This is a genomic window from Macrococcus sp. DPC7161 (assembly GCF_004117835.1).
Taxonomy (GTDB): Bacteria; Bacillota; Bacilli; order Staphylococcales; family Staphylococcaceae; genus SDSC01.
This window is the reverse complement of sequence record NZ_SDSC01000002.1, coordinates 84,947-107,187: the sequence shown is the minus strand read 5'-3', so window position 1 is coordinate 107,187 and position 22,241 is coordinate 84,947. Positions and strand designations below refer to the sequence as shown.

The 22,241-nt window shown below is 32.5% G+C and carries 21 protein-coding genes and 1 pseudogene; 17 read left to right on the top strand and 5 right to left on the bottom strand.

Annotation, left to right across the window (positions count from 1 at the left end; all coding sequences use genetic code 11):
- Positions 1-67 precede the first annotated feature (67 nt).
- From ER639_RS04205 to ER639_RS04180, 6 genes are all read left to right on the top strand, one after another.
- Entirely contained in the window at positions 68-946 is an 879-nt protein-coding gene (locus ER639_RS04205; protein ID WP_129064519.1) for a class C sortase, read from the top strand.
- 153 nt (positions 947-1,099) lie between these two features.
- Complete coding sequence (locus ER639_RS04200) at positions 1,100-1,579, top strand: pyrimidine dimer DNA glycosylase/endonuclease V (protein WP_129064518.1); 480 nt, start codon at positions 1,100-1,102, stop codon at positions 1,577-1,579.
- Positions 1,579-2,475 carry a TIGR01777 family oxidoreductase gene (locus ER639_RS04195; RefSeq protein WP_129064517.1) on the top strand — a complete coding sequence of 299 codons (897 nt, stop codon included), beginning with the start codon at positions 1,579-1,581 and terminating at the stop codon, positions 2,473-2,475. The genes ER639_RS04200 and ER639_RS04195 overlap by 1 nt, the downstream gene beginning before the upstream one ends.
- Positions 2,462-2,842 carry a YbgA family protein gene (locus tag ER639_RS04190; protein WP_129064516.1) on the top strand — a complete coding sequence of 127 codons (381 nt, stop codon included), beginning with the start codon at positions 2,462-2,464 and terminating at the stop codon, positions 2,840-2,842. Before ER639_RS04195 ends, ER639_RS04190 begins: the two co-directional genes overlap by 14 nt.
- A 207-nt stretch (positions 2,843-3,049) precedes the next feature.
- Positions 3,050-4,471 carry an arginine-ornithine antiporter gene (gene arcD, locus ER639_RS04185; RefSeq protein WP_129064515.1) on the top strand — a complete coding sequence of 474 codons (1,422 nt, stop codon included), beginning with the start codon at positions 3,050-3,052 and terminating at the stop codon, positions 4,469-4,471.
- 164 nt (positions 4,472-4,635) lie between these two features.
- On the top strand, positions 4,636-5,517 hold the full coding sequence (locus ER639_RS04180; protein WP_129064514.1) for an SDR family oxidoreductase: 882 nt from the start codon (positions 4,636-4,638) through the stop codon (positions 5,515-5,517).
- 157 nt (positions 5,518-5,674) lie between these two features.
- Here ER639_RS04180 and ER639_RS04175 read toward each other — a convergent pair whose 3' ends face one another.
- The 3 genes from ER639_RS04175 to ER639_RS04165 form a co-directional block, all read right to left on the bottom strand.
- On the bottom strand, positions 5,675-6,385 hold the full coding sequence (locus tag ER639_RS04175) for a M15 family metallopeptidase (protein ID WP_129064513.1): 711 nt from the start codon (positions 6,383-6,385) through the stop codon (positions 5,675-5,677).
- 63 nt (positions 6,386-6,448) lie between these two features.
- Positions 6,449-9,064 (bottom strand): bifunctional acetaldehyde-CoA/alcohol dehydrogenase, encoded by a 2,616-nt coding sequence (gene adhE / locus ER639_RS04170; protein WP_129064512.1) that lies wholly within the window; start codon positions 9,062-9,064, stop codon positions 6,449-6,451.
- Positions 9,065-9,546: 482 nt separating this feature from the next.
- Complete coding sequence (locus tag ER639_RS04165; protein WP_129064511.1) at positions 9,547-10,143, bottom strand: PepSY domain-containing protein; 597 nt, start codon at positions 10,141-10,143, stop codon at positions 9,547-9,549.
- A 213-nt stretch (positions 10,144-10,356) separates the two neighbouring features.
- Between ER639_RS04165 and ER639_RS04160 the strand changes: the two genes are divergently transcribed.
- The 9 genes from ER639_RS04160 (at position 10,357) to ER639_RS04120 (ending at position 18,017) form a co-directional block, all read left to right on the top strand.
- The gene (locus ER639_RS04160) at positions 10,357-10,857 is read left to right on the top strand and encodes an LURP-one-related/scramblase family protein (RefSeq protein WP_164993357.1); all 501 of its coding nucleotides are present in this window, start codon (positions 10,357-10,359) and stop codon (positions 10,855-10,857) included.
- Positions 10,858-11,259: 402 nt separating this feature from the next.
- Positions 11,260-11,691: a cytochrome c family protein gene (locus tag ER639_RS12385; RefSeq protein ID WP_205757688.1), complete on the top strand. Its 432-nt coding sequence runs from the start codon at positions 11,260-11,262 to the stop codon at positions 11,689-11,691.
- 10 nt (positions 11,692-11,701) lie between these two features.
- A complete protein-coding gene (nosZ, locus tag ER639_RS04150) occupies positions 11,702-13,576 on the top strand; it encodes a Sec-dependent nitrous-oxide reductase (RefSeq protein ID WP_129064509.1) in 1,875 nt (624 codons plus the stop codon).
- Between the two features lie 76 nt (positions 13,577-13,652).
- Positions 13,653-14,222, top strand: a complete 570-nt coding sequence (locus ER639_RS04145; RefSeq protein ID WP_368665659.1) for a hypothetical protein — start codon at positions 13,653-13,655, stop codon at positions 14,220-14,222.
- Positions 14,219-15,514: a nitrous oxide reductase family maturation protein NosD gene (gene nosD / locus ER639_RS04140; RefSeq protein WP_129064507.1), complete on the top strand. Its 1,296-nt coding sequence runs from the start codon at positions 14,219-14,221 to the stop codon at positions 15,512-15,514. The genes ER639_RS04145 and nosD overlap by 4 nt, the downstream gene beginning before the upstream one ends.
- Complete coding sequence (locus ER639_RS04135) at positions 15,515-16,315, top strand: ABC transporter permease (RefSeq protein ID WP_129064506.1); 801 nt, start codon at positions 15,515-15,517, stop codon at positions 16,313-16,315.
- On the top strand, positions 16,308-16,967 hold the full coding sequence (locus tag ER639_RS04130) for an ABC transporter ATP-binding protein (protein WP_129064505.1): 660 nt from the start codon (positions 16,308-16,310) through the stop codon (positions 16,965-16,967). Before ER639_RS04135 ends, ER639_RS04130 begins: the two co-directional genes overlap by 8 nt.
- Positions 16,968-16,971: 4 nt before the next feature.
- Entirely contained in the window at positions 16,972-17,301 is a 330-nt protein-coding gene (locus ER639_RS04125; RefSeq protein WP_164993356.1) for a FixH family protein, read from the top strand.
- Positions 17,301-18,017, top strand: coding sequence for a hypothetical protein (locus ER639_RS04120; RefSeq protein ID WP_129064503.1), 717 nt, complete (start codon positions 17,301-17,303; stop codon positions 18,015-18,017). The genes ER639_RS04125 and ER639_RS04120 overlap by 1 nt, the downstream gene beginning before the upstream one ends.
- 32 nt (positions 18,018-18,049) lie before the next feature.
- On the opposite strand, the gene ER639_RS04115 is transcribed toward ER639_RS04120, so the two are convergent.
- Both ER639_RS04115 and ER639_RS04110 read right to left on the bottom strand, forming a co-directional pair.
- Complete coding sequence (locus ER639_RS04115; protein WP_205757687.1) at positions 18,050-20,341, bottom strand: nitric-oxide reductase large subunit; 2,292 nt, start codon at positions 20,339-20,341, stop codon at positions 18,050-18,052.
- Between the two features lie 240 nt (positions 20,342-20,581).
- Positions 20,582-20,971, bottom strand: a pseudogene (locus ER639_RS04110) (Nramp family divalent metal transporter); the annotation flags it as partial.
- A 163-nt stretch (positions 20,972-21,134) separates the two neighbouring features.
- Here ER639_RS04110 and ER639_RS04105 point away from each other — a divergent pair.
- Positions 21,135-21,473 carry a PadR family transcriptional regulator gene (locus tag ER639_RS04105; protein WP_129064500.1) on the top strand — a complete coding sequence of 113 codons (339 nt, stop codon included), beginning with the start codon at positions 21,135-21,137 and terminating at the stop codon, positions 21,471-21,473.
- Complete coding sequence (locus ER639_RS04100) at positions 21,463-22,230, top strand: hypothetical protein (protein WP_129064499.1); 768 nt, start codon at positions 21,463-21,465, stop codon at positions 22,228-22,230. The genes ER639_RS04105 and ER639_RS04100 overlap by 11 nt, the downstream gene beginning before the upstream one ends.
- Positions 22,231-22,241 lie beyond the last annotated feature (11 nt).

Below are 22,241 nucleotides of genomic sequence, written 5' to 3'. Positions count from 1 at the left end.
AACAATTAGCAGAGGCATGCATGAAATTCATGCTTGCCCTGTTTTTTTATATTTGAAAGGTGATAAGATGTCAGATAAACATAAAAAAAAGCATCGTTTTTCAAACTTAATATTTTTTCTCATTTTTTTACTTGGATTATTAATATTGCTATATCCATTTTTTACGGCAGTTTATTATGATTATCAATCATCAAATGAAGTAGAAGATTTCACAAAAGGTTCTAAAACATTATCCGAAAAACAAATCGACAAACGCATTCGACAAGCAATGGCATACAATGCAACATTAACAAATAATGAACCATTAAAAGATACATTTACATCACAAGAGAAATCAGAAGGGCGACAGCTGTATGCAAAAATGTTAGAAGTAAACGAAAAGATTGGACATGTTGAAATTCCAAAAATTCATCAAGATTTACCTTTGTATGCGGGTACTACAAATCGAGTATTACAAATTGGATTAGGTCATTTAGAACATACGTCTTTACCAGTTGGAGGACCTTCTACACATGCAGTCATTTCTGGACACCGTGGATTACCGGATAAGAAAATGCTTCGAGATTTAGATGAGATGAAAAAAGGAGATATGATATTTATACACAATATTAAAGGGATACTTGCGTATAAAGTAGATCATAAAGAAGTAATCAAACCAACAGATTTTGAAAAGCTAAAGATAGAAAACGGTAAGGATAAGGTAACTTTATTAACGTGTACACCATATATGATTAATTCTCATCGATTGATTGTAACTGGACATCGTGTGCCATATACACCCGAAATTGCTAAACAACATGAAAAAATGCAAGACCCATGGTGGTATCGATTTATGTTTGTTTATTGGAATTATTTAATCGGATTATTGATTGTACTGATTTTGTACTTGTTATACAGATTATATAGACGTTATAAAGAGAAAAAGGAAGAGCAAAGAATAGAATGATTTAACTGTTTGAAAACATACGCGAAGACTTATAAAATATTAAAACTGATTTTGTAATTTTACATCCTAGCATTATATCGTTACAATGTTTCATTATTTATAAAACGTGTAGTATAAATATAAGGTCGATTTTTATATTTGTAGAGGTTATGTATGCAAATTTTTCAAGTGAGCAAAAGTCATATTGAGAGTGCGAAGTATCTAGATAATCGTCGGTTATCAAAGCAAGTGTTAGAATTGTATCAAATCATAAGGGTTTGTCTAGCAGAATTAAATATTATTGTTGGGAATACAAGGTATTTGAGTCATCCTATCGTAAAACATGTTTTCAATGATGGATACCCTTATGTCATTGATTGTTTTGATATGTTGAGCATCATGAATGAAGAGCATATCCGTCGAGGTGGTAAGCGTTCTGTTTCATTTAAGGAAGATATTCAATCATTAAAGCAATTGATAGAAACACATCAACATTTGTTTAATGATAAACCGTTACCTCCTTATTATGTTTATGGCGACGAAAAAATATATGGAGAAGCGGCTTATGATTGTTATAAGTTGCTACTTAATGAAAAATGGCAAAATGATAAGATTGCACCGAGATGTGGTGTGAAGATTAGAGAGGGTGATTAATGATGAATTATTTAGTTACTGGTGGTACGGGATTAGTTGGTAAGAAACTTGTTGATGCTTTGAAAAAAGATAACAAAGTTTATGTACTGACAAGAAGTGATTGTACTAATGAAGCGAATATATATTATATTAATTGGACTAATGAAGAGTTTGAAAAGTTGATTCCGAATATTGATGTTGTTATTAATCTTGCAGGCGCTTCCTTACAACATCGTTGGACAGCGTCACATAAAAGAAGCATTATGGAAAGTCGTATTAAAACAACTAATCTTTTGTTTGATTTATTTAAAGATAAATCAGCACCGAAAGTGTTATTCAATGCCAGTGCTGTTGGTTATTATCCACCTTCAAAGTCTATTGTTTATAGTGAACAGGATACGTTTTATCCACATGATTTCTTAAGTGAAGTGGTTTTTAAGTGGGAAGCTACAGCGAAAAAATTTGAATCGATTGGTACACGTGTTGTATTAGGTCGATTTGGTGTTGTCTTCTCTAATGAAGGAGGTGCATTGCCTATGATGGTGAAACCTTATCAATACTATATTGGTGGAAAATTAGGTGATGGGAAGCAATTGATGAGTTGGATTCATATTGATGATTTGATTCAAGCCATCTTATATATAATACATCATGATATCGATGGTGCGGTCAATTTAACGAGTCCAGAAGTCTTATCGCAAGATGAATTAGGCAAACATATTGGCAATGTACTTAATAAGCCTCATTATTTACCTGCACCATCATCAGCACTTAAATTGATATTAGGAGAACAATCGGATATGGTGCTAAAGACTCAAGGTGTTTTACCACAAAGATTAATGGACGCGTATTTTAATTTTGAGTACCCAACAATTCAGTTGGCTTTAGAAGATTTGGTGAAATATGAAGGGGAATAAACAGGCGGAATTATTATGGGCTAAGTATAAGTATGAAGTCATGTGGCACAGCCAAAAGCATTATCTCGCCATTCGAGAAGTGTTGAAACAAGAAGTAGATATTAATGACATACAGACCTTAATAGATGATGCACTGGTTATTAAACCAACTAAAGGTTCGATATTGAATACATTTGATCATTTGTGGGGATACTTTAAGAAAATATGTGAAGTTGATGAAAAACAGCAGTACTTAGCATTGAAAGAAAATTTTATGAATGATGAAGCAGCAGCAAGTGTATTGATTCAATTCATTCAAAAGTTAAGTGTACGTTATAATGTTGCTTATTTATTAAATTCAAGTTTGTTATTTAAGTTTGATAAATAGAGACTGTGTTGTTAACAATGCAATGTAAGCATTAAGCGTTATATAATACGATTAAATCAAGTTATCATGGGGAATAGCTTGATTTATTTTATTTTTGTAAACGCTTTAAAATTTTGTTGTTAATCATAAAAATTTGACTATAATATATAAGGTACGTCTAAATGGGGTATAGTTGTGTGATGAAATAATTTTTGTGGAGTGGACGTTTTGAATAATAATGAAAAGAAATTAGGTTTATTTGCGCTTGTCGCAATGGTGATTGGTTCGATGATTGGTGGGGGAGCATTTAACTTAATCACAGATATGGGTGCAAAGTCTGGTGGTTTATCCATCATTATTGGTTGGATTATTACAGGTATCGGTATGATCGCACTCGGTTTAAGTCTTCAAAATTTAACACGTGTGAGACCTGATCTTGACGGTGGTATTTATAATTATGCTAAAGCTGGTTTTGGTGACTATATGGGCTTTAACGCCGCTTGGGGTTATTGGTTTAGTACATTACTTGGTAACGTTGCATATGGTACGTTATTAATGACGGCACTAGGTACATTTTTTCCGATGTTTGAAGGTGGGAATAATATCCCAAGTATTATTGGGGCCTCGCTTCTTTTATGGAGTGTATTCATCTTAATTTCAAAAGGTGTAAAAAATGCAGCGATTGTTAATATTATTGTTACCATTGCAAAGCTGGTGCCTATTTTCGCTTTTATTGTAACGATGATTGTGGTATTTAACTTCGATACGTTTAAAGCTGGATTTTATGGTATGACAGGTCCACATAAGAATACATTCAATTTCTTTGATACAATGACACAAGTGAAAAGCACAATGGTAGTTACAGTTTGGGCATTTCTCGGTGTAGAAGGTGCAACAGTTTTTTCTAGTCGTGCGAAGAAAAGAAGCGATGTTGGTAAAGCGACTATTATTGGTTTAGTGAGTGTGTTGATTATTTATATTATGATTACATTGCTCGCTCAAGGTGTGATTTTACAAAGTAAAATTGGTGAGTTAAGCAACCCGTCAATGGCAGCGGTGATGGAGCATATTGTTGGTAAATGGGGCGCACATTTTATTAATATCGGGTTAATGATTTCGGTAATGGGTGCTTGGTTAGGTTGGTCTTTATTATCAGCTGAAGTACCTAACTTAGCTGCAAAAGATGATATCTTTCCAGAATGGTTTGGTAGAGACAATAAAAACAATGCACCTGTGAATGCAATGTTGGTCACATTCATTATCATTCAAGCATTTTTCATCTCATTACTGTTTACAGATAAAGCTTATCGATTTGCATTCAGCTTGGCCTCATCAGCCGTGTTATTACCGTATGCATTTAGCTCTTTCTATCAGCTAAAGTATAGTATCCATAAGAAGTTATCAAGCAGTCAAATTGTTATTGGTGCAATTTCTTCGATATATAGTATATGGTTAATCATTGCAGCGGGTATGGAGTATTTATTATTAATGATGGTATTATTTTTCCCAGGCATATTTGTATATTGTCGTGTTCAAAAGACACATGGCAGAACAGTGACGAAAGTGGATAAAATCATTTTCGCTGTGTTAAGTGTACTTACAATGGTTGGTGTATACTATATGTTGAGTGGTAAAATCACTATCTTCTAATATAACAATACGAAATTTTAACATGAAAATAATATAGAAGTTAAGCACTAGCAAGAGATTAAAGTCATTCGGAAAAGCCGAATGGCTTTTTTATTGCGCGGGAAATATTAATGAATGATTTTTGTTTGAAAGGGTAAAGTAAATTAATAATTTATTTAGGAGGAATGATGATGAATAACCCTATTAATAAATACTTTAATGAAAGTTTCGATAAACAGCCTCAAGAATATCCAGGCATTCAAAGTAAGATGACACCTGTACCAGACTGTGGTGAGACATCATATAAAGGTGCTGATAAATTAAAAGGTAAAAAAGCGCTGATTACTGGAGGGGATTCAGGTATCGGTCGAGCTGCAGCCGTTGCTTACGGTAAAGAGGGGGCAGATGTCGCAATCAATTATCATCCTGATGAACAATCAGATGCAGAAGAAGTAAAAGCAGTTATAGAGGCAGCAGGTCAAAAATGCGAATTGATACCTGGAGATCTTCGTGATAAACAATTTGCAATAGATGTGGTCGAAAAAGCCCATGAAGCATTAGGTGGATTGGATATATTGGTATTGAATGCAGGTATGCAACAGTACGAATATGACATCGAAAATTTAAATGAACAACAATTACGTGATACGTTTGAAGTAAATGTATTTTCAAATGTATTCTCAATACAAGCAGCGATGAAATATTTAAAACCAGGTGCGAGCATTATCATTACAAGTTCAATTCAAGGCGTTAAGCCGAGCTTACAACTTGTGGATTACGCAATGACGAAGAGTTGTAATATCTCAATGACAAAATCGTTAGCAGCACAATTAGGACCAAAAGGTATTCGCGTAAATAGTGTTGCGCCAGGTCCAATTTGGACACCGTTACAAATTTGTGGTGGTCAACATCAAGATAAAATTCCTGACTTTGGAAAGAAAGAACCGTTACAACGTGCGGGTCAACCTGTTGAGTTAGCTGATGTATATGTATTACTAGCTAGTGATAATGCAAGTTATATTACAGGGCAAGTATATGGAGTTACAGGTGGATCACCAATCAATTAATAGATGGTAAAGTCGTTTAAATTATGATGAAAGTTTTGGAATAGAATATTAAAATTTATATTAAATATACAAGAAGATCAATAGATTTATATATACAGTAAATACAAATAAAAAAGTGGTTATCAGCCTTTTTGACTGATAACCATTTTTTTATTTGTTAATAATTACAGATAACACCTTGTACTTTATGTTTACCTGCTTTTAATCGTTTTTTACCTTGTATGCCAAAGTATTCTTCTAATGTTACATTATTTTTCTTAATACGCGTTGCATGTGATGGACCAACATAACGGATATGCCATGGTTCGTACATAAAACCAGTGATTTTTTCTTTGCCTTTTAAGTAACGAATAATGAATCCAAACTTATGTGCATTTTGTTGTAAATACTTTGATGCACGTGTGTATTCGAAAGCTGTAGTTAATGTGCCATAATTTGTGCCATCTTTTATATCCATTGCAAGACCTAATTGATGCTCACTTGTACCTGGTTTTGCTGAAATACGATTGGCATATGCTCGCCCATATGAATAAACGTAGTTGTTATATAAATATTGTTGCGTTGCATAGGATCTAAAGCCATAAGCACCTGGTTGTCCTACAACATCTAATACAATTCCTTGTTTTTTTGCATCAGCTTTCATTTTCTTATACATGCTGATCATTTTTTTGTTTGCACCTGGATTATGGTTTTTAGACATAAAGTATTGTTTGTTGGCAATTGGAATCGAATTAATTCTTGAAACAGCTTTGTGACTTACAGTGATTTCACATGTCTTATTCACCTTTTTAGCTTGTACATCATGGGTTGGTACGATTGCCGTGAGTGATACTAAAGTAACTAGCGATAATTTAGTAAATGTGTTCATAAGGATGCTCCTTTATGGTATCTTTAAATACATTATACTAAATTTTGTTAAATTTTACGATGTTTATTGTTGATAATCAAATGCTGTTTGAATAATGCCTTTTAATTCGCTAATTAATGGTTCTTTAGGGTTTGCTGTTGTACATTGATCTTCATATGCAAGTTCTGCCATTTTATCGATTGTTGAAGCAAGTACTTCTTCTGTTACACCTTGTGCTTTTAAGTTCATATCAATACCGATAGATTTACCTAATTCATATACAGCTGTAGCTAGTGCTTCTACAAGTTCTTCTGTTGTTTCACCTTTTAAACCTAAGAATCTAGCAATGTCTGCATAATCAGTGTGTGCTCTAAAGAATTCATATTTAGGGAACAATGCATGTTTTTGTGGATCTTTCGCATTGTATCGAATGACGTGTGGTAATAAAATGGCATTTGTACGACCATGTGGGATACCATATTCGCCACCAATTTTATGTGCGATTGAGTGTGTAATACCTAAGAACGCATTCGCGAATGCCATACCTGCCATTGTAGAAGCGTTATGCATTTTTTCTCTTGATAATTTATCGCCTTTTTCAACAGATTGTTTTAAATATTCAAATGTTAATTTAATTGCTTGTAAGCTTAAGCCTCTTGTATAGTCTGAAGCCATAACAGATACGTAAGATTCAATAGCGTGAGTTAATACGTCCATACCAGTATCTGCAGTTACACTTTTAGGAACACTCATTACAAATTGTGGATCAATGATTGCAACATCAGGTGTTAATGCATAATCTGCTAATGGATATTTTACGTGTGTTTCACTGTCTGTAATGACTGCAAATGGTGTAACTTCTGAACCAGTTCCTGAAGTAGTTGGGATACAGATAAATTTCGCATTTTCAGGTTTGCCAATTTTATATGCACGTTTACGAATGTCTAAGAATTTTTGTTTTGCGCCAAAGAATGATGTTTCAGGGTGTTCAAAGAACATCCACATTGCTTTAGCAGCGTCCATTGCTGAACCACCACCAAGTGCGATGATTGTATCTGGTTTAAAGTCCATAATGATTTCTAGCCCTTTATAAACAGTATTTGTAGATGGGTTTGGTTCAACATCACTAAAGATTTTTACTTGCGGTTGGATATTTCTTCTTTGTAACACTTCTTGAACGAGCTTCGCATAGCCGAATTCAACCATGCCAGGGTCACATACAAGCATTACACGTTCTACTTTTTCCATTTCAGCAAGGTATAGTAAAGAATTTTGCTCGAAATAAATTTTTGGTGGTAATTTAAACCATTGCATATTGTTACGACGTTTCGCAATCGTTTTGATGTTGATTAAATCTTGTGATGATACGTTATGAGATACAGAGTTTTTACCGTGAGAACCACAACCTAAAGTAAGTGAAGGGATTAACTCATTGTACATATCTCCAATACCACCAGCAGCTGATGGTGAGTTGACTAAAATACGACATGCTTTCATGCGTAAGCCAAATGCTTTTTGTAATTGTTCATCTTCAGTATGAATCACAGCAGTATGTCCTAAACCACCTAAGTTAAGCATGCCTTCACATAATTTAAATGCTTGTTCAGTAGTTGCCGCTTTCATCATTGCAAGAACTGGTGATAATTTTTCACGAGATAAAGGATAAGCTTCACCAACGCCATCTAACTCAGCAATTAAAATTTTAGTGCCTTCAGGAACTTTAATACCAGCAAGTTCAGCAATTTTCATTGCAGAAGATCCAACGATTTCAGGACGAACTGCGTATCTACCTTCATTCATTACAGCTTTTTCAAGTAATGGTAATTCTTTTTTTGTTACAAAGTAGCATTGATGTGCAGCAAATTCTGCTTTCACTTCTTCATAAATGTCACTATCAACAATCACTGCTTGCTCAGAAGCACAAATCATACCATTATCAAATGATTTAGAAGCAATGACGTCATTTACAGCACGTTTAATATGAGCTGATTTTTCGATATAAGATGGTACGTTACCAGGACCTACACCAAGAGCAGGTTTACCAGTAGAGTATGCAGATTTAACCATGCCAGCGCCTCCAGTAGCTAATACTAATGCGATTTTCTCGTGATTCATCAGTTGTTGTGTTGCTTCTACAGATGGTGTTTCAATCCATTGAATCGCATGAATTGGTGCACCAGCTTTAACAGCTGCGTTTAATACGACTTGTGCTGCTGCTTTTGAAGATGCTTGCGCACTCGGATGGAAAGCGAATATGATTGGGTTACCTGTTTTGATGGCAATCATCGCTTTAAAGATTGTAGTTGAAGTCGGGTTAGTAGTAGGTGTTACACCACAAATGACACCAACAGGTTCAGCTACGTAAGTTAAACCTTTTTGAAGATCTTCACCAATCACACCAACTGTTTTATTGTCTTTAATTGAGTTCCAAATGTATTCAGATGCATATAAGTTTTTAATGGCTTTATCTTCATAAACACCACGACCAGTTTCTTCATAAGCATGTTTTGCTAGACTCATGTGATGTTCAACAGCTGCCATACTCATTTCATGAACAATATGATCAATTTCTTCTTGAGTTTTTGTTGCAAGTACACTTAATGCCACTTGTCCGTTTTCAGCTAAAGTATCGATCATTTGTTTTACTGTAATTTCTTGTGCTAACACTTCTTGTTCTTTTTTTTCTAATACTGCTACCATTGTAATGTCCTCCTATATGAAAACTTATTTTTGTTTGTGAATCATTTCACAAGTAATATAATACAGAATTTTAAGTGGGTAAATAGTTTAGCGACAGGTGATTTATAAATGTGACAGAAATGATAAGGGGAATAATGGTAAAAAAGAAGTGAATTTGTGGAAGCGTATGCAAATGCATATAAATATGACTTTTTGAATTTCATTAAAGTTTAAAAAAATCAGATGATTATTAAAATAGAGATGTACTGCTATTGTGATGAAAAATTACCAACGTAATCATCGTACTTTGCATACGCTTACAAATTTGAAGGAGCATCACAGAACTAAAAAAAAATTATAAAAAATAAACTTTGTGATTTAAATCACAAAGTTTTGGTTTGATTAAGGTATAAAAATATGAGATTTGGTTACTATGATAATAAAAATGTCTAAGCCCTTCTAACTATTAATGTAACTTAAATTTATACAACGAACTATCGAATTTATTTTTCAGTAGAAAGTAATTTTAAGTTTTTTGCATCAAATTCAAATTCTTTTGTTGTGCCATCTTTCTTCTGCAGCTCTAAACTATACTTATATGTGCCATCATCATGACTTAATGACCACTCTTTTAATTTACCGTCGAATGATTTTTTAGCGACAGCAAAGACTTTATCTATAGAAGTAAATTGTCCATAGTCAAATGTCTGTTCATTTTGTTCAATTTTATTATCTGTTTCTTTATGAATAACTTTGTTGTTGTTCGCATTAATCTTGATTTCATGTGATTTTTTCTGTTTGTCTATAATATTCACATCATAAATCCATTGATTGTTGTCTTTTTCAAAACTAATACTTTCTAATGCACCTGAAACTTCTTTTTTAGCAGTTTGAATCGCTTGTTCAGGTGTCGTTTTGATATCCTTTAAGTCAATCACTTGTTCATCTGAAGAAGACACATTTTTAGACGTACTATCTTTTGTTGTTGAAGTAGTCTTTGTATCTTCATTAGCTTTCTTACTATTAGTGTCATCACCATTATTACAAGCAGCTAAGGCTAGGGCAGAAGATAATAATAAACTCAGTACTTTAAATTTCATATATATTCCTCCTCTTTATCTCTATGTAAATACAATTCCCTAACTACATAGCCCAAAACATTTTGGGCAATTTGTTAATAGTGATGAAAAGTTATCAAAAGTAAAAGAACTTGGCAATATTTATCAAATGATTCACCATCAAATGCGATAAACTAAATTCATATTTTCAACGAAGATGAATGCAAATAATAAATAAAAAACGGGGTGTTTCATGTGAAATTGTATGCTAGAGAAAAAGTATTTTCGTTTAAAGGCAACTTTGATATTTTCAATGAATATGAAGAACCTGTGTATCATTTAGAAGGCGAGTTAGATTTATTAGGAAGAAGAAAGTTACATTTAATTCAAGATGGACGTGAGCTTGCTTTTATTAAAGAAAGAGGGGCCGCATGGACAACAACAATCAATGTGTTTGTAGGAGATAAAAATACTTTAACCATTCGTAAGAAAGCATGGGCCTTTAGACCAACATATCTTATCGATGGAGAAGATTGGATTGTTAAAGGCGACTTCATGCATTATAACTACGAAATTAGAGATGCATCAAATCGTGTCGTTGCAAGAATTGCGAAGAAATTAATCAGCTTTAGCGATAAATTTGAAATCGACATTATCGATCCAAATGCGAATATTGTACATATCATTAGTGTTGTCATGACGATACACACAGACATTCAAAAAACAAGAGCAGCTGGTGCAAGTGTGAGTGTATAAATGGGTGAAATACTCTTAATTTAAAAGAGTATTTCACTCTTTTTTTATTTTACTTTCACATTAACGCTATTTATTCTTATTTTTATACACCTTTTTAAATAATTTTTTCTCATATCAAATTACTCGGATTAAATACATTGATTTAATGTATTTAACATTTAGATTGTGAATCTATAAATTGTATTGTTAACAACACATCGATTTGTAATGTGAAACAATACAAGATATATTCATTATTACGAATAAATATACTGAAAATATTCAGTTTATAAAACTGTAATTAAAATTACAGTTATTTTTGATAAAAAAGCGTGATTAAAGTCACATTTTTGTAAGAATCAATTTGGTACACTTAATGCGAATTAAACATGAATTCAAAATGTATCTTTTAGGAGGGATAGCATGAAAAGTAATTGGAGTTACTTGATTTTAGGGTTTTTATTAACTTTTGCACTAGGTTCAATTGTCATATTAGGCACAAGAACATATGAACCTGTAAAAAAAGAAGTCGCGAAAACTGAAGAAACTACTGCAACGAAAACAACTAAAGAGAAAGAAACAACATCTGCTGCAGCAGGATCAGCTAAAATCTTTGAAAAGAAAAACTGTATTTCGTGCCACAGTATTTCAAAATTAGACTTGAAAGGAGGTACTACAGGACCAGATTTATCTATAGCGTTTAAAACAGTTGAAGGTAAGCATGGTAAACCAATTGAGGAATTTTTAAAATCACCGTCATCGGCAGTTATGAAAGGTGTTATTAAAGACAATCCTTTATCAGACAAAGAGCGTCAAGAAGTGCTTAAAGCATTAAAAGAGGCATCAGAAAAATAGGGAGGTAATTATTTTGAAAAAGTGGATATACAGCATTGTCGGTATACTTTTCGGCCTACTTGTTTCAATTCTCTTATTTGCAGATTTAACGCCGGGCAACAAAGGCAATAATGAAGAATCGTCAAGTGCAAATAAAAGTAATGCAGAAAAAGTATACGTTCCTTATGGAAAGAAAGACGATTATTACATGTTTGCATCGGGTGGACATTCTGGGCAGTTATTTGTTTATGGACTACCTTCGATGAGAAAAATCAGAACAGTACCTGTATTCACACCGGATCCTGCAACGGGTTACGGTTTCGATAAAGATACTAAAAAAATGCTTGGTGGATATACATGGGGAGATTTCCATCATCCTGCTAACTCTGAAACAAAAGGTGACTACGATGGTAAGTTCTTATTTGCCAATGATGTAGGTAACAACCGTGTAGCAGCTGTGGATTTAAAAACATTCCATACAGCTGACATCATGAAATTACCGAATATGGGCGGACCTCACGCAGGGGTGTTTGTAACAGAAAATACAGAGTACATTGCGTTACCAACTAGATTCGCAAGACCAATTGGAGATAAATACGCATCTTTAGATAAATATAAAGAAGAATATAAAGGTGTTGTATCAATGGCAAAATTTGATCAAAAGAAAAAGAAATTTTCTTTAGATTATCAAATGGTATTACCACCTTGGAGTTATGATTTATCAGATGCTGGTAAAAAATCAAGTTCTGATTGGATTGTAATGACGACATACAACACAGAATTTGCAACTACAAACTTAGAAATTAATGCTTCACAAAAAGATAGAGACTATGTTGTAATGATTAACTGGAAAAAGCTGGCGCAAGCTGCTAAAGAAGGTAAAGGTACAGTAGTGAATGGTGCGAGAATGATTGACCCACGTGATGTTAAAGGTTCAATTTATGCTATTCCAGTAGCAAAATCTCCACACGGTGTTGATGTTACACCAGATGGTAAATATTTTGTGGCAGCTGGTAAATTAGCACCAATTATGACTGTATTCTCTTTTGAAAAAGCATTCCACGCTATGGAAAAAAATGATGTTATCAAAGAGGAATTTGGTATACCAGTATTAAAATATGAAAGTGTTATGGAACGTGAAGTAGATCCTCCAGGTGCTTTAGGACCATTACATACACAATTTGACGATAAAGGTAATGCTTATAACACAATGTTTATCTCAAGTGAAATTGTAAAATGGAATTACAAAACTGGAAAAGTCATTGATAGAACACCAACTTACTATTCACCTGGACATGCATCTGCAGCAGAAGGTGATACAGTAAAACCAGATGGAAAATGGATTGTAGCATTGAACAAACTTGCTAAAGATAATTTCTTATCTGTTGGACCATCTCATCCAGAATCAATGGACTTAATTGATATTTCAGGAAACAAAATGAAACACGTTATGACTGCACCAGTGGATCCTGAACCACACTATGCACAAATTGTAAAAGCAGATAAGATAAAACCAATCAATGTCTATGAAAAAGATGAAAAACGCCCATTCTCAATATGGAGTAAAAAAGATGCACATATTGAACGTAAAGGTAATGAAGTCCATGTATATGGTATTGCAATGCGTTCAAAATATGTATTTGATGCTAAGGCTAAACGTCCAGATGAGGTAACAGTTAATAAGGGAGATAAAGTTTTCTTCCATATTACAAATATCGATTTAGATGAAGATATAACTCATGGATTTGGTATCAATGATTATGACTTGAACTTTGAAGTCCAACCAGGACAAACAAATACATTGGAATTTGTAGCAGATAAAGAAGGGACATTCCCAATTTACTGTACAAACTTCTGTTCTGCGTTACATCAAGAAATGAGTGGCTATTTACTTGTTAAGCCATAAACATGAATAAGGTGGGACATAAGTCTCACCTTTATTTGTATTTATCGCGACAGATTAAGAAGAAGGAGCGATTATTATGCGTGGTAAATTAAATTTATACAGCAGAGTTACTTTGGTAATTGCTGCAATTACAATGTTTAGTACATTATTTATGCCATGGTGGAAAATGAAATTCTATGCACCACAATATCCAGAAGGTTTAAATATCATTGTTCATCCCAATACTTTGAAAGGTGAAATTGATATTATTAATGGTTTGAATCATTACATCGGTATGAGTGAATTTAGTAATGCTTCATTCCCAGAACTGAAATATTTTCCAATTCTCGTTGTTGGATTTACAATTTTATTATTAATTGCCGCATTTATTAGAAAAAAAAGCGTACTTTTAGGTTTAATCATTATATTTATTTTTAGTGGTGTATTAGGTTTATGGGATATGTATCGTTGGTTACATAAATATGGTACTGAACTTGCACCAAACGCACCTATTAAAGTTGATCCATTTGTTCCTCCAATTGTTGGTAAAAATACTTTAGCTAATTTTACAACATATTCTAGTTTCTCTATCGGTGGTTATTTATTATTTGGCGTATTTATTTTAATGATTATTGCATATGTATTGAGTTTTAAGGAGTCAAAATGATAAAGAAGGTCCTTAGTACATTATTTATCCTTAGCTTTATTTCATCACCAGTATTAGCGAGTGAATTACAAGATAAAATCAATCATGCTAAATCTGGTGATGTAATTGAACTAGATAATAAAACATACCACGAACGTATTATTATAGATAAGCCAATCACATTAAGTGGCCAAAAAAACACTGTCATTGATGGGGAACATAAAGGAACAGTAGTAAAAGTTAAATCAAAACATGTCATATTGAAAAATATGACAATTAAAAATAGTGGACGATCACGTAGTAGTGCAATGGAAGCATCCTGTGTACGTAATATGGAAAGCCACAACCAATTTATAAATTTAAAGTTGCATACATGCTACCATGGTATGTATTTAAATATTGGTGATGATACAAAAGTTATTAACAATGATATAACAGGTTATTTGGATGGAAACACAGGTTCTAAAGGTTATGGTATCTATATAAAGAAAACTAATGGCAACCTTATTAAAGGAAATCAAATTAAATATTCCCGTGATGGCATATTCTTTGAGTACTCTAATGATAATAAAATTTATAACAATAAAATATTTAAAACAAGATATGGATTACATTACATGTATTCAAACTTTAATACTTTTAAAGGTAATGAATTTATTGCAAATATTGGTGGTGCTGCAGTCATGCATTCAGACAATATTGTATTGAAAAATAATAAATTCTCTTTCAACCAAGGGTCACAGGCATTTGGTTTAATCGTACAAGGTTCTAGAGATATTGAAATAAAAAACAACGAATTCCATTTGAATCAACGAGGGCTTTATATAGAACAATCAACATTAATTAATGTTCACGACAATGAATTTTTTAATAATAAAGTAGGGATGGAAATATGGGATTCTGCATCTGAATTAACCTTTACGAAAAATAAATACAATGAAAACAAAGTACCTGTAGTATTGGTAGGTAAAAGTAATAATTTGCATTTTAATAAAAATAAAATAGGTAACTATTGGCAAGAACCTGTATTTGATTTAAATCAAAATGGTGTGGGAGATACACCATATAAACAAAGCTCAACACTAGGTACATTGTTAAAAGAAAATGAACTGGCATATTTATTTATTAACTCACCAGCGATTAGTATTTTTGAACGTGGTAACCGATTATTAAACCCAAATATTTCAGTCATTGAAGATGATTTTCCACTGATTCAACGCCAAAAAGGTAATACAATCTTAATGGGCGGTATTATATTCGCACTTATGGGGATAATCATTTTTGTAATACGTAGTAGAAAGAAGGTTAAGTAGATGCACTATATTATAAAAGAATTTTTAGAATCATATCGTTCAAAAGGTATTTGGATTATGATGGGTATCTTATTTTTGACATCTATTTTTATACTCAGTGTCGCTAAAAGCTATCCTGTTGAATTAGGTTTTGAAACATTTCTACTTAATCTATTTGATATGAACATGCTAGTTTTACCTATTTTAGCCATCTTATTTAGTGGATTGAGCTTATTTAATGAAAAAGAGTCAAGATCTATGCAAATACTATTAACAAAAAAAGAATCTAAGTTGTCATTTTTATTAAAGAAAACTTTGGCAATACATATTGTTTTAATTATTAGTTATTTGATTTTACTGTTTATCTTATTTAGTTTATCTAAATTATTATTAGTAGTAGATTTTAAAGCAATTTTAATATTTGTTGTGAGTATGTCTACATTGATTCTTATTTGCAATCAACTGGGTATATTAATTGGTAAGTTTTCAAAAACTAAATTGGAATTAATGACTTTTTCAATCATTGCTTGGTTTATTCTAGTAATTTTATTAGATTTAGTCTATATGTTTAATATTCCAAGAGTAAACTATGATAATGCATCAATATTTGGATTTTTATATTTTATCGATCCACTACATACCATTCGTTTATTTTTAGAAGAACAATTAGGTTTATTTTCAATGAATAATTTAAGTGCCTTATTAACGAGTGTCATCAAATTTAGGCCTACATTATATATGGGATTAACGATTGTTATTTGGCCAATTGTACTATTCTTATTAACTTGGTTAATTCCAAATAGAGGTGATATCAATGATTAAAGTAACACAATTAAGTTATTCATATGGATCAAAGAAAGTATTAGAAGATATTAATTTTACCGTGGGGCAAGGTGAAAAGTGTGCACTTATCGGACGAAATGGTGCAGGGAAATCAACTTTGATTAAGTTAATGCTCAACATGGAAAAAACAAAAAAAGGTACGGTATCATTTAATGAACAGTCCAACCAACAAGAATCATGGAAAACCTTTGTTAGTTATTTACCTGAAAAGTTCAAACTATATCAATCTTTAACACCGATTGAAAATTTAGTATTCTTTAACCGTCTAAATCCAACGCAACAACCTATTGAAAAAATAGAGTCTATATTAAAACAAGTATCACTATTTGAAGATAAAGATACACCCATTCATCAGTTTTCTAAAGGGATGTTGCAGCGTTTAGGATTAGCGATGATTTTATTATTTGATACGGATATTATTATATTAGACGAACCGACCTCTGGTTTAGATCCAATTGGTAGAAATGAAATTTTGTCATTGATTAAACAAATGGAAGACAAGACGGTATTACTAAGTTCACATCATTTTGAGGAAGTAAAAGAAATTTGTACACATGTTTTAATGTTAGAAGATGGTCATATTTCAAAAATGGATATCGCAACATTTGAACATCAATATATTAGGGGGTAAACCAATGAAAAAAGTACTCGTATTACTTTCAATGTTGTTGTTTTTAACAGCTTGTAGTAAAGACTATTCTGTCAAGGTGACAGAAAAACCAAAAGCAATGCAAGACGCACCTTTTACTGTTCAAATTAAAGAGAATAATAACGCGTATCAAGATTATAAAGGTAAAGCAGTTTTTAAAATGAAGGGTATGGATCATGGTACAATTGAAGCACAATTAAAACATGATAAAGACGGAGAATATCACAGTAAAGTTAATTTACCAATGGCAGGTAAATGGACAATTTCATTTAAGGATAAAGCAATCGATAAGACGATTGATATAGATGTTGAATAATGAAAAAAAATATTGAGAGTATCATTATAGGGTTATTGTGCTTCGGGATTACGATATTAATTGCTTTTTTATTATTTGGTAACCATGAGAAAAAATCAGAGCAACACGATACAAGTGATACAAATGTTGCATCAAAAGATAAAAAAGATGAAATCAAAACAGTAAGATTGTCTAAAGGTGCTGTTTTACAAGTAAATGATAAAGCATACAAACAAGAAGACATTGATTTTTTAGCAAGTATGCAAAAAGCTCAGATTCAAAAAGAACAAATGAAACATAAAGATGATAAAGATTATGATAAATCATTTTATGAACAGAAAATCAAAGATCAATCATCGGATAATTTACAATTTCAAAATCGAATTGAACTGGATACTGTAACAGATTTAACAAAACAAAAAGGTTATAATGTCTCAGATGAACAATTAAAAGAAGCGGTAAATGCCTTTAAATCAAATTTTAAAGATACAGAAGCTTATAAAAGTATGCATCATCAACTAGGTGAGGATGTGTTCAATAAAAAATTAAATCAATTAGTATATGATTTTGAAATGCGTAAAAGATTAATTCAAGAAATAACAAAGATTGTAAAGGCGGATCATAAAGGCATTAAAGGACAAGAACTGGACTTGGAGATTAGAAAATACTTTGAAGATTTATATAAAGATGCAATGAATGATATGGAAATTGCCACTAAATATTCAGCACAAAAATAAGGGAAGTGATCATCACTTCCCTCATTTTTGTGTTATTTAATTTGAGCTTTTTTTAAGTTTCTAAATGCACCTACAACGATGAATAATAAGATGACAACACCTACAGTGAAGATGATATCCCATGGCATTCTACCCCACATGATTGCTGACACAATAGGTTGATGGTAGAAGTCTATTAGTCGAGCATGCCAGTAGCCATTTTTTAATGCATCTTCTAATTGAAGATATCCTGCAGGAATTAATGTGGCAAATACCATACCAGCAAGACCGATATTTAAACACCATGCAGCTATTTTAACCCATTTTTCTACTTTAGCTGTCCAATATGATTTCTCAGAAATGTTTCTAATGACATAAAGTAATATAGCAATTGAGAACATACCATAAACACCGGCCATTGATCCATGTGCATGTGCAGCTGTCCATTGTGTACCGTGTTCAAAATAGTTGATTGCTGGTGCATTGATTAAGAATCCTAAAGCACCTGCACCAATGGCATTCCATAATCCTGTTGATGCTAAGAAGATAAATGTACCTTTATAAGGAAATTCGATATTACTATGTTTGTATAAACGGTAATGTGAATATGCTTCCCAAACAAGTAAGCATAATGGAACAACTTCAAGTGCAGAGAAACATGCACCTAATGCTAGCCAAATTGAATGATCACCTTGCCAGTAATAGTGATGTCCAATACCTACAACACCTGTACCAAGTAGTAAGATTAATTGGAAGTACAATGCGCGTACTGTAGAATGAGAAGTTGTTAATTTCATATCTACCATAAGGAATCCTATTAATATAACTGCGAATGATTCAAAGATACCTTCAACCCATAAGTGAACAATCCACCAACGCCAATAATCTGCAAAAGTAACATGAGAGTCAGGCATAATAAATAATGACGCTAAGTAAAAAGCAGGGATTGCGATTGAACCTACAAATAATAAACCGATTAATTGTTGTTTATCTGTTTTAGCATTCACTTTACTTTTTAGTGCTGGGATAAGACCACGACATAAAATAAATACCCAAAGTAGCATTCCTATAATGAATAGTATTTGCCAAAACTTACCGATTTCAATATATTCGTATCCGAAGTGGCCAAATAACCACCATCCATCATTGACGATACCAAGTGTACTGCCCCATTCTCCTAACATACTTCCAACAGCGACAATAATAAGTGCAACAAATAATAAATCTACAAGCTTACCTTGATGCTTTGGTTCGCGACCAAGGACACGAGGTACAATATAAATACCAGCAGCTAACCAAGTTGTAGCAACCCAGAAGATAACAAGTTGTAAGTGCCACGTTTTAGCCATTGTGAATGGGAATATTTTTTGTAAAGGTATACCAAAGAATTCATTCTCAACATAGTAATGTGCCATTAATTCTCCGAGTAATATTTGTACTAAGAATAATAGCATGACGATAACAAAATACTTCGCTGTTTTACGTTGACTCGGTGTTATTGCAACATCGGGGTCTATAGTTGGTAATGAACTTTCATCTGAGTATGTTGGCTCCATATCAAATTCATATTTACGTTGGAAGTAAATAATAATCCCTAATCCACCTACAAGTAATGCAACTGAAACCGCTGACCAAATAATTGCTTCACTAGGCATCGTATTACCAGCATCTTGATCGTATGGCCAGTTGTTTGTATAAGAGAAATCTCTATCAGGTCGGTTGGTAGAAGATAACCACGCACCCCAGAAATAGAAGTTACTTAAATGTTTAATTTTATCACCTTTAACCATATAACCATTTGTTTTAAATTGATCAATCATGTTTTCGGGTAAACCAGCTTGATCTGGATTATTAATAAATTCTTTTTGATAGTAAGATTGTATATATTTTAAACCAGCAACTTGTGCATCAGTTAAAGTTAATGTTTCATTTTCTTTTGAATAGCGATTGATTCTAATTTCATGTTTTACTTTACCTTTAATACCTTCTTGTTGAAGTTCATTCAATGATTTAAACGGCTTATGATATAGCTTTTTACTATAATAATCATGCATGCCTATTAAATAATGATGAAGTGTTTCAGCAGTATAATCAGGTCCTAAATAAGAACCATTTCCTAAGTATGAACCGTAATCAGTAAGTCCGTATTTCTCGAAGATAGCTTGACCACTAATTAATTCGGATTTAGAGACTAAAGTATTTCCTTTAGAATCCACGATTTTAGCAGGTCTAGGAGCTTCATTTTTAAAAACAAGGAATCCTCCTACTAATAAGATAGAGAATACAACAATAAGTGTACTCACTAATATGCGCATCAGTTTTTTATAAGATGATTGATGATTCATCATGTTCCCTCCTAAATGATAATGATTATCTATGCAAGAAACATGTTACGCCTCATGAATATTTTTTCTAGAGGAAAAAAAGGTTGTTCAAATATTGGTCAAAAAGTTATTACGAATTTTAAACATATATCTAAAATATATGTTTAAAATGAAAAAATCGTGTAAATTTAAGATACGATGGGGGAAGACTATATAAAAAAGAGAAGATAATGGCGAGCATAGCCATTATCTTCTCTTTTTCTATATATTTATCAATGTTCGATAGATCAAAAATACATTTAATAAACATAATATTATCGTGAGTATCCATGCAACAACACTCATCCATTTAGGATTGATAAACTGCGCACCCATGATCTCTTTATTATTAGTCGCAATGATTAATGGAATAACACTCAGTGGTAATGAGATGCTTAAAAATACTTGTGTGAAGATTAACAGTTCTTCAATTTGTCCGGCAAGTGTACCAGTAATGGTTGAATTTTGTCCGGACGCGAGTAATGCAACAGAAAATAATGTACTCATAATAGCACCACCAACGATATGCCCTAAACTGCTATATCTTAGTGCATCATAAAGCGTATAGAAATGGCCGAGCTCTTGGTTTGTCCCATAAAATAAAGCCTCACCTCATAAATTAAAGTTATAACCACCTAATATTTTTTATTTATTATTTACTGGATTAAACTAGGAAGTAAATCAACTAACTTATAATATAAGATAGTTGACAAGATGTGAAAACTATACTATCTTATATTGTAAGATAGCTATCTGAAGTACGAGGAGGAGTCGCATGTCAGTTCATGATCAAATGATGAAAGGGTTATTGGATGGCGCGATTCTAGGTTTAATATCACAAGGTGAAACATATGGATATGAAATCCTAGAGAAATTGAAAGAGAATGAATTCCCAGAAATCAGCGATGGAAGTATTTATCCTGTTTTATTGAGATTAGATAAGAAAGGTTATGTTGCTACTAGAATGGTTAAGTCTGATAACGGTGGTCCAAAAAGAAAGTATTATACGATTACTGAATTAGGAATGAATGACTTAATGGAGTTCAAAAAGAAATGGAAAGATTTGAATTTAGGAATGAATAATTTAATGCGAGGTGTGCAAGATGTTGAGTAATGAATCAGAACACTTTTTGTTGCAACTTAGAATGGAGTTAATGTCGAAAGGTAAGAAAGACAAAGATATAGAAGCGATTGAAGAAGAATTGAGAGATCACTTATATGAAGCAGAATCGCGTGGGGAAAGTATCGACAGTATTACCGGTGGTTCAGTAAAAAGCTATATAGACTCTTTATCTAAAGAAATGCCTTTTGATACGAGTATGATATGGTTTGGATTTTTAATGGTCGTATCATGTATATGTTTCTTTACAGTTCCAAATATGATTGCTGGAACAGCAGATTTATCTGTTGAGTCCATTATATATTACGGGATATTGATGTTCTTTATTGCACCATTAGAACTATGGGCCATGAAAAAGATTATTGTGAAGTATGGGGATAAAAGAAAAACATATATATTGACTGGAATTGTAGCAATAAGTTTGTTGGTTTTTTGTTTGATAGGAGAATTTCTCCTTAGAAACATTAATCAACATGAATTAGTATCTTTAAATAACCATGTCAGCTTTTATTTAGGCATAGGAATAGCAGCACTATTTATTCTCATTTGTGTACTCGTTAAGTATTGGTTTTTTATTGGTGTGATGCTTTATACTATATTACCGGAGCTTATTGCCAAATTATTTGTTTCTGATGATCCAAAGAGTGAAGAATATGTCACTGCTTCGGGAATTACAATGACTATATTAAATGTGATAGCAGGTACATTGTTTATTCTTTATACAAGAAGACAGATGAAAGAAAACTCATAAAATCAAAGACG

Bases quoted from the DNA above. Each gene is read 5' to 3' on its own strand.
- ER639_RS04125 (WP_164993356.1), top strand. From the start codon at position 16,972: ATGAAAAAAGTACTCGTATTACTTTCAATGTTGTTGTTTTTAACAGCT.
- ER639_RS04195 (WP_129064517.1), top strand. From the start codon at position 1,579: ATGATGAATTATTTAGTTACTGGTGGTACGGGATTAGTTGGTAAGAAA.
- ER639_RS04115 (WP_205757687.1), bottom strand. From the start codon at position 20,341: ATGAATCATCAATCATCTTATAAAAAACTGATGCGCATATTAGTGAGT.
- ER639_RS12385 (WP_205757688.1), top strand. From the start codon at position 11,260: ATGAAAAGTAATTGGAGTTACTTGATTTTAGGGTTTTTATTAACTTTT.
- ER639_RS04200 (WP_129064518.1), top strand. From the start codon at position 1,100: ATGCAAATTTTTCAAGTGAGCAAAAGTCATATTGAGAGTGCGAAGTAT.
- ER639_RS04130 (WP_129064505.1), top strand. From the start codon at position 16,308: ATGATTAAAGTAACACAATTAAGTTATTCATATGGATCAAAGAAAGTA.
- ER639_RS04165 (WP_129064511.1), bottom strand. From the start codon at position 10,143: ATGAAATTTAAAGTACTGAGTTTATTATTATCTTCTGCCCTAGCCTTA.
- ER639_RS04190 (WP_129064516.1), top strand. From the start codon at position 2,462: ATGAAGGGGAATAAACAGGCGGAATTATTATGGGCTAAGTATAAGTAT.
- nosD (WP_129064507.1), top strand. From the start codon at position 14,219: ATGATAAAGAAGGTCCTTAGTACATTATTTATCCTTAGCTTTATTTCA.
- ER639_RS04100 (WP_129064499.1), top strand. From the start codon at position 21,463: ATGTTGAGTAATGAATCAGAACACTTTTTGTTGCAACTTAGAATGGAG.
- ER639_RS04135 (WP_129064506.1), top strand. From the start codon at position 15,515: ATGCACTATATTATAAAAGAATTTTTAGAATCATATCGTTCAAAAGGT.
- adhE (WP_129064512.1), bottom strand. From the start codon at position 9,064: ATGGTAGCAGTATTAGAAAAAAAAGAACAAGAAGTGTTAGCACAAGAA.
- ER639_RS04180 (WP_129064514.1), top strand. From the start codon at position 4,636: ATGATGATGAATAACCCTATTAATAAATACTTTAATGAAAGTTTCGAT.
- ER639_RS04105 (WP_129064500.1), top strand. From the start codon at position 21,135: ATGTCAGTTCATGATCAAATGATGAAAGGGTTATTGGATGGCGCGATT.
- ER639_RS04205 (WP_129064519.1), top strand. From the start codon at position 68: ATGTCAGATAAACATAAAAAAAAGCATCGTTTTTCAAACTTAATATTT.
- ER639_RS04175 (WP_129064513.1), bottom strand. From the start codon at position 6,385: ATGAACACATTTACTAAATTATCGCTAGTTACTTTAGTATCACTCACG.
- ER639_RS04145 (WP_368665659.1), top strand. From the start codon at position 13,653: ATGCGTGGTAAATTAAATTTATACAGCAGAGTTACTTTGGTAATTGCT.
- ER639_RS04120 (WP_129064503.1), top strand. From the start codon at position 17,301: ATGAAAAAAAATATTGAGAGTATCATTATAGGGTTATTGTGCTTCGGG.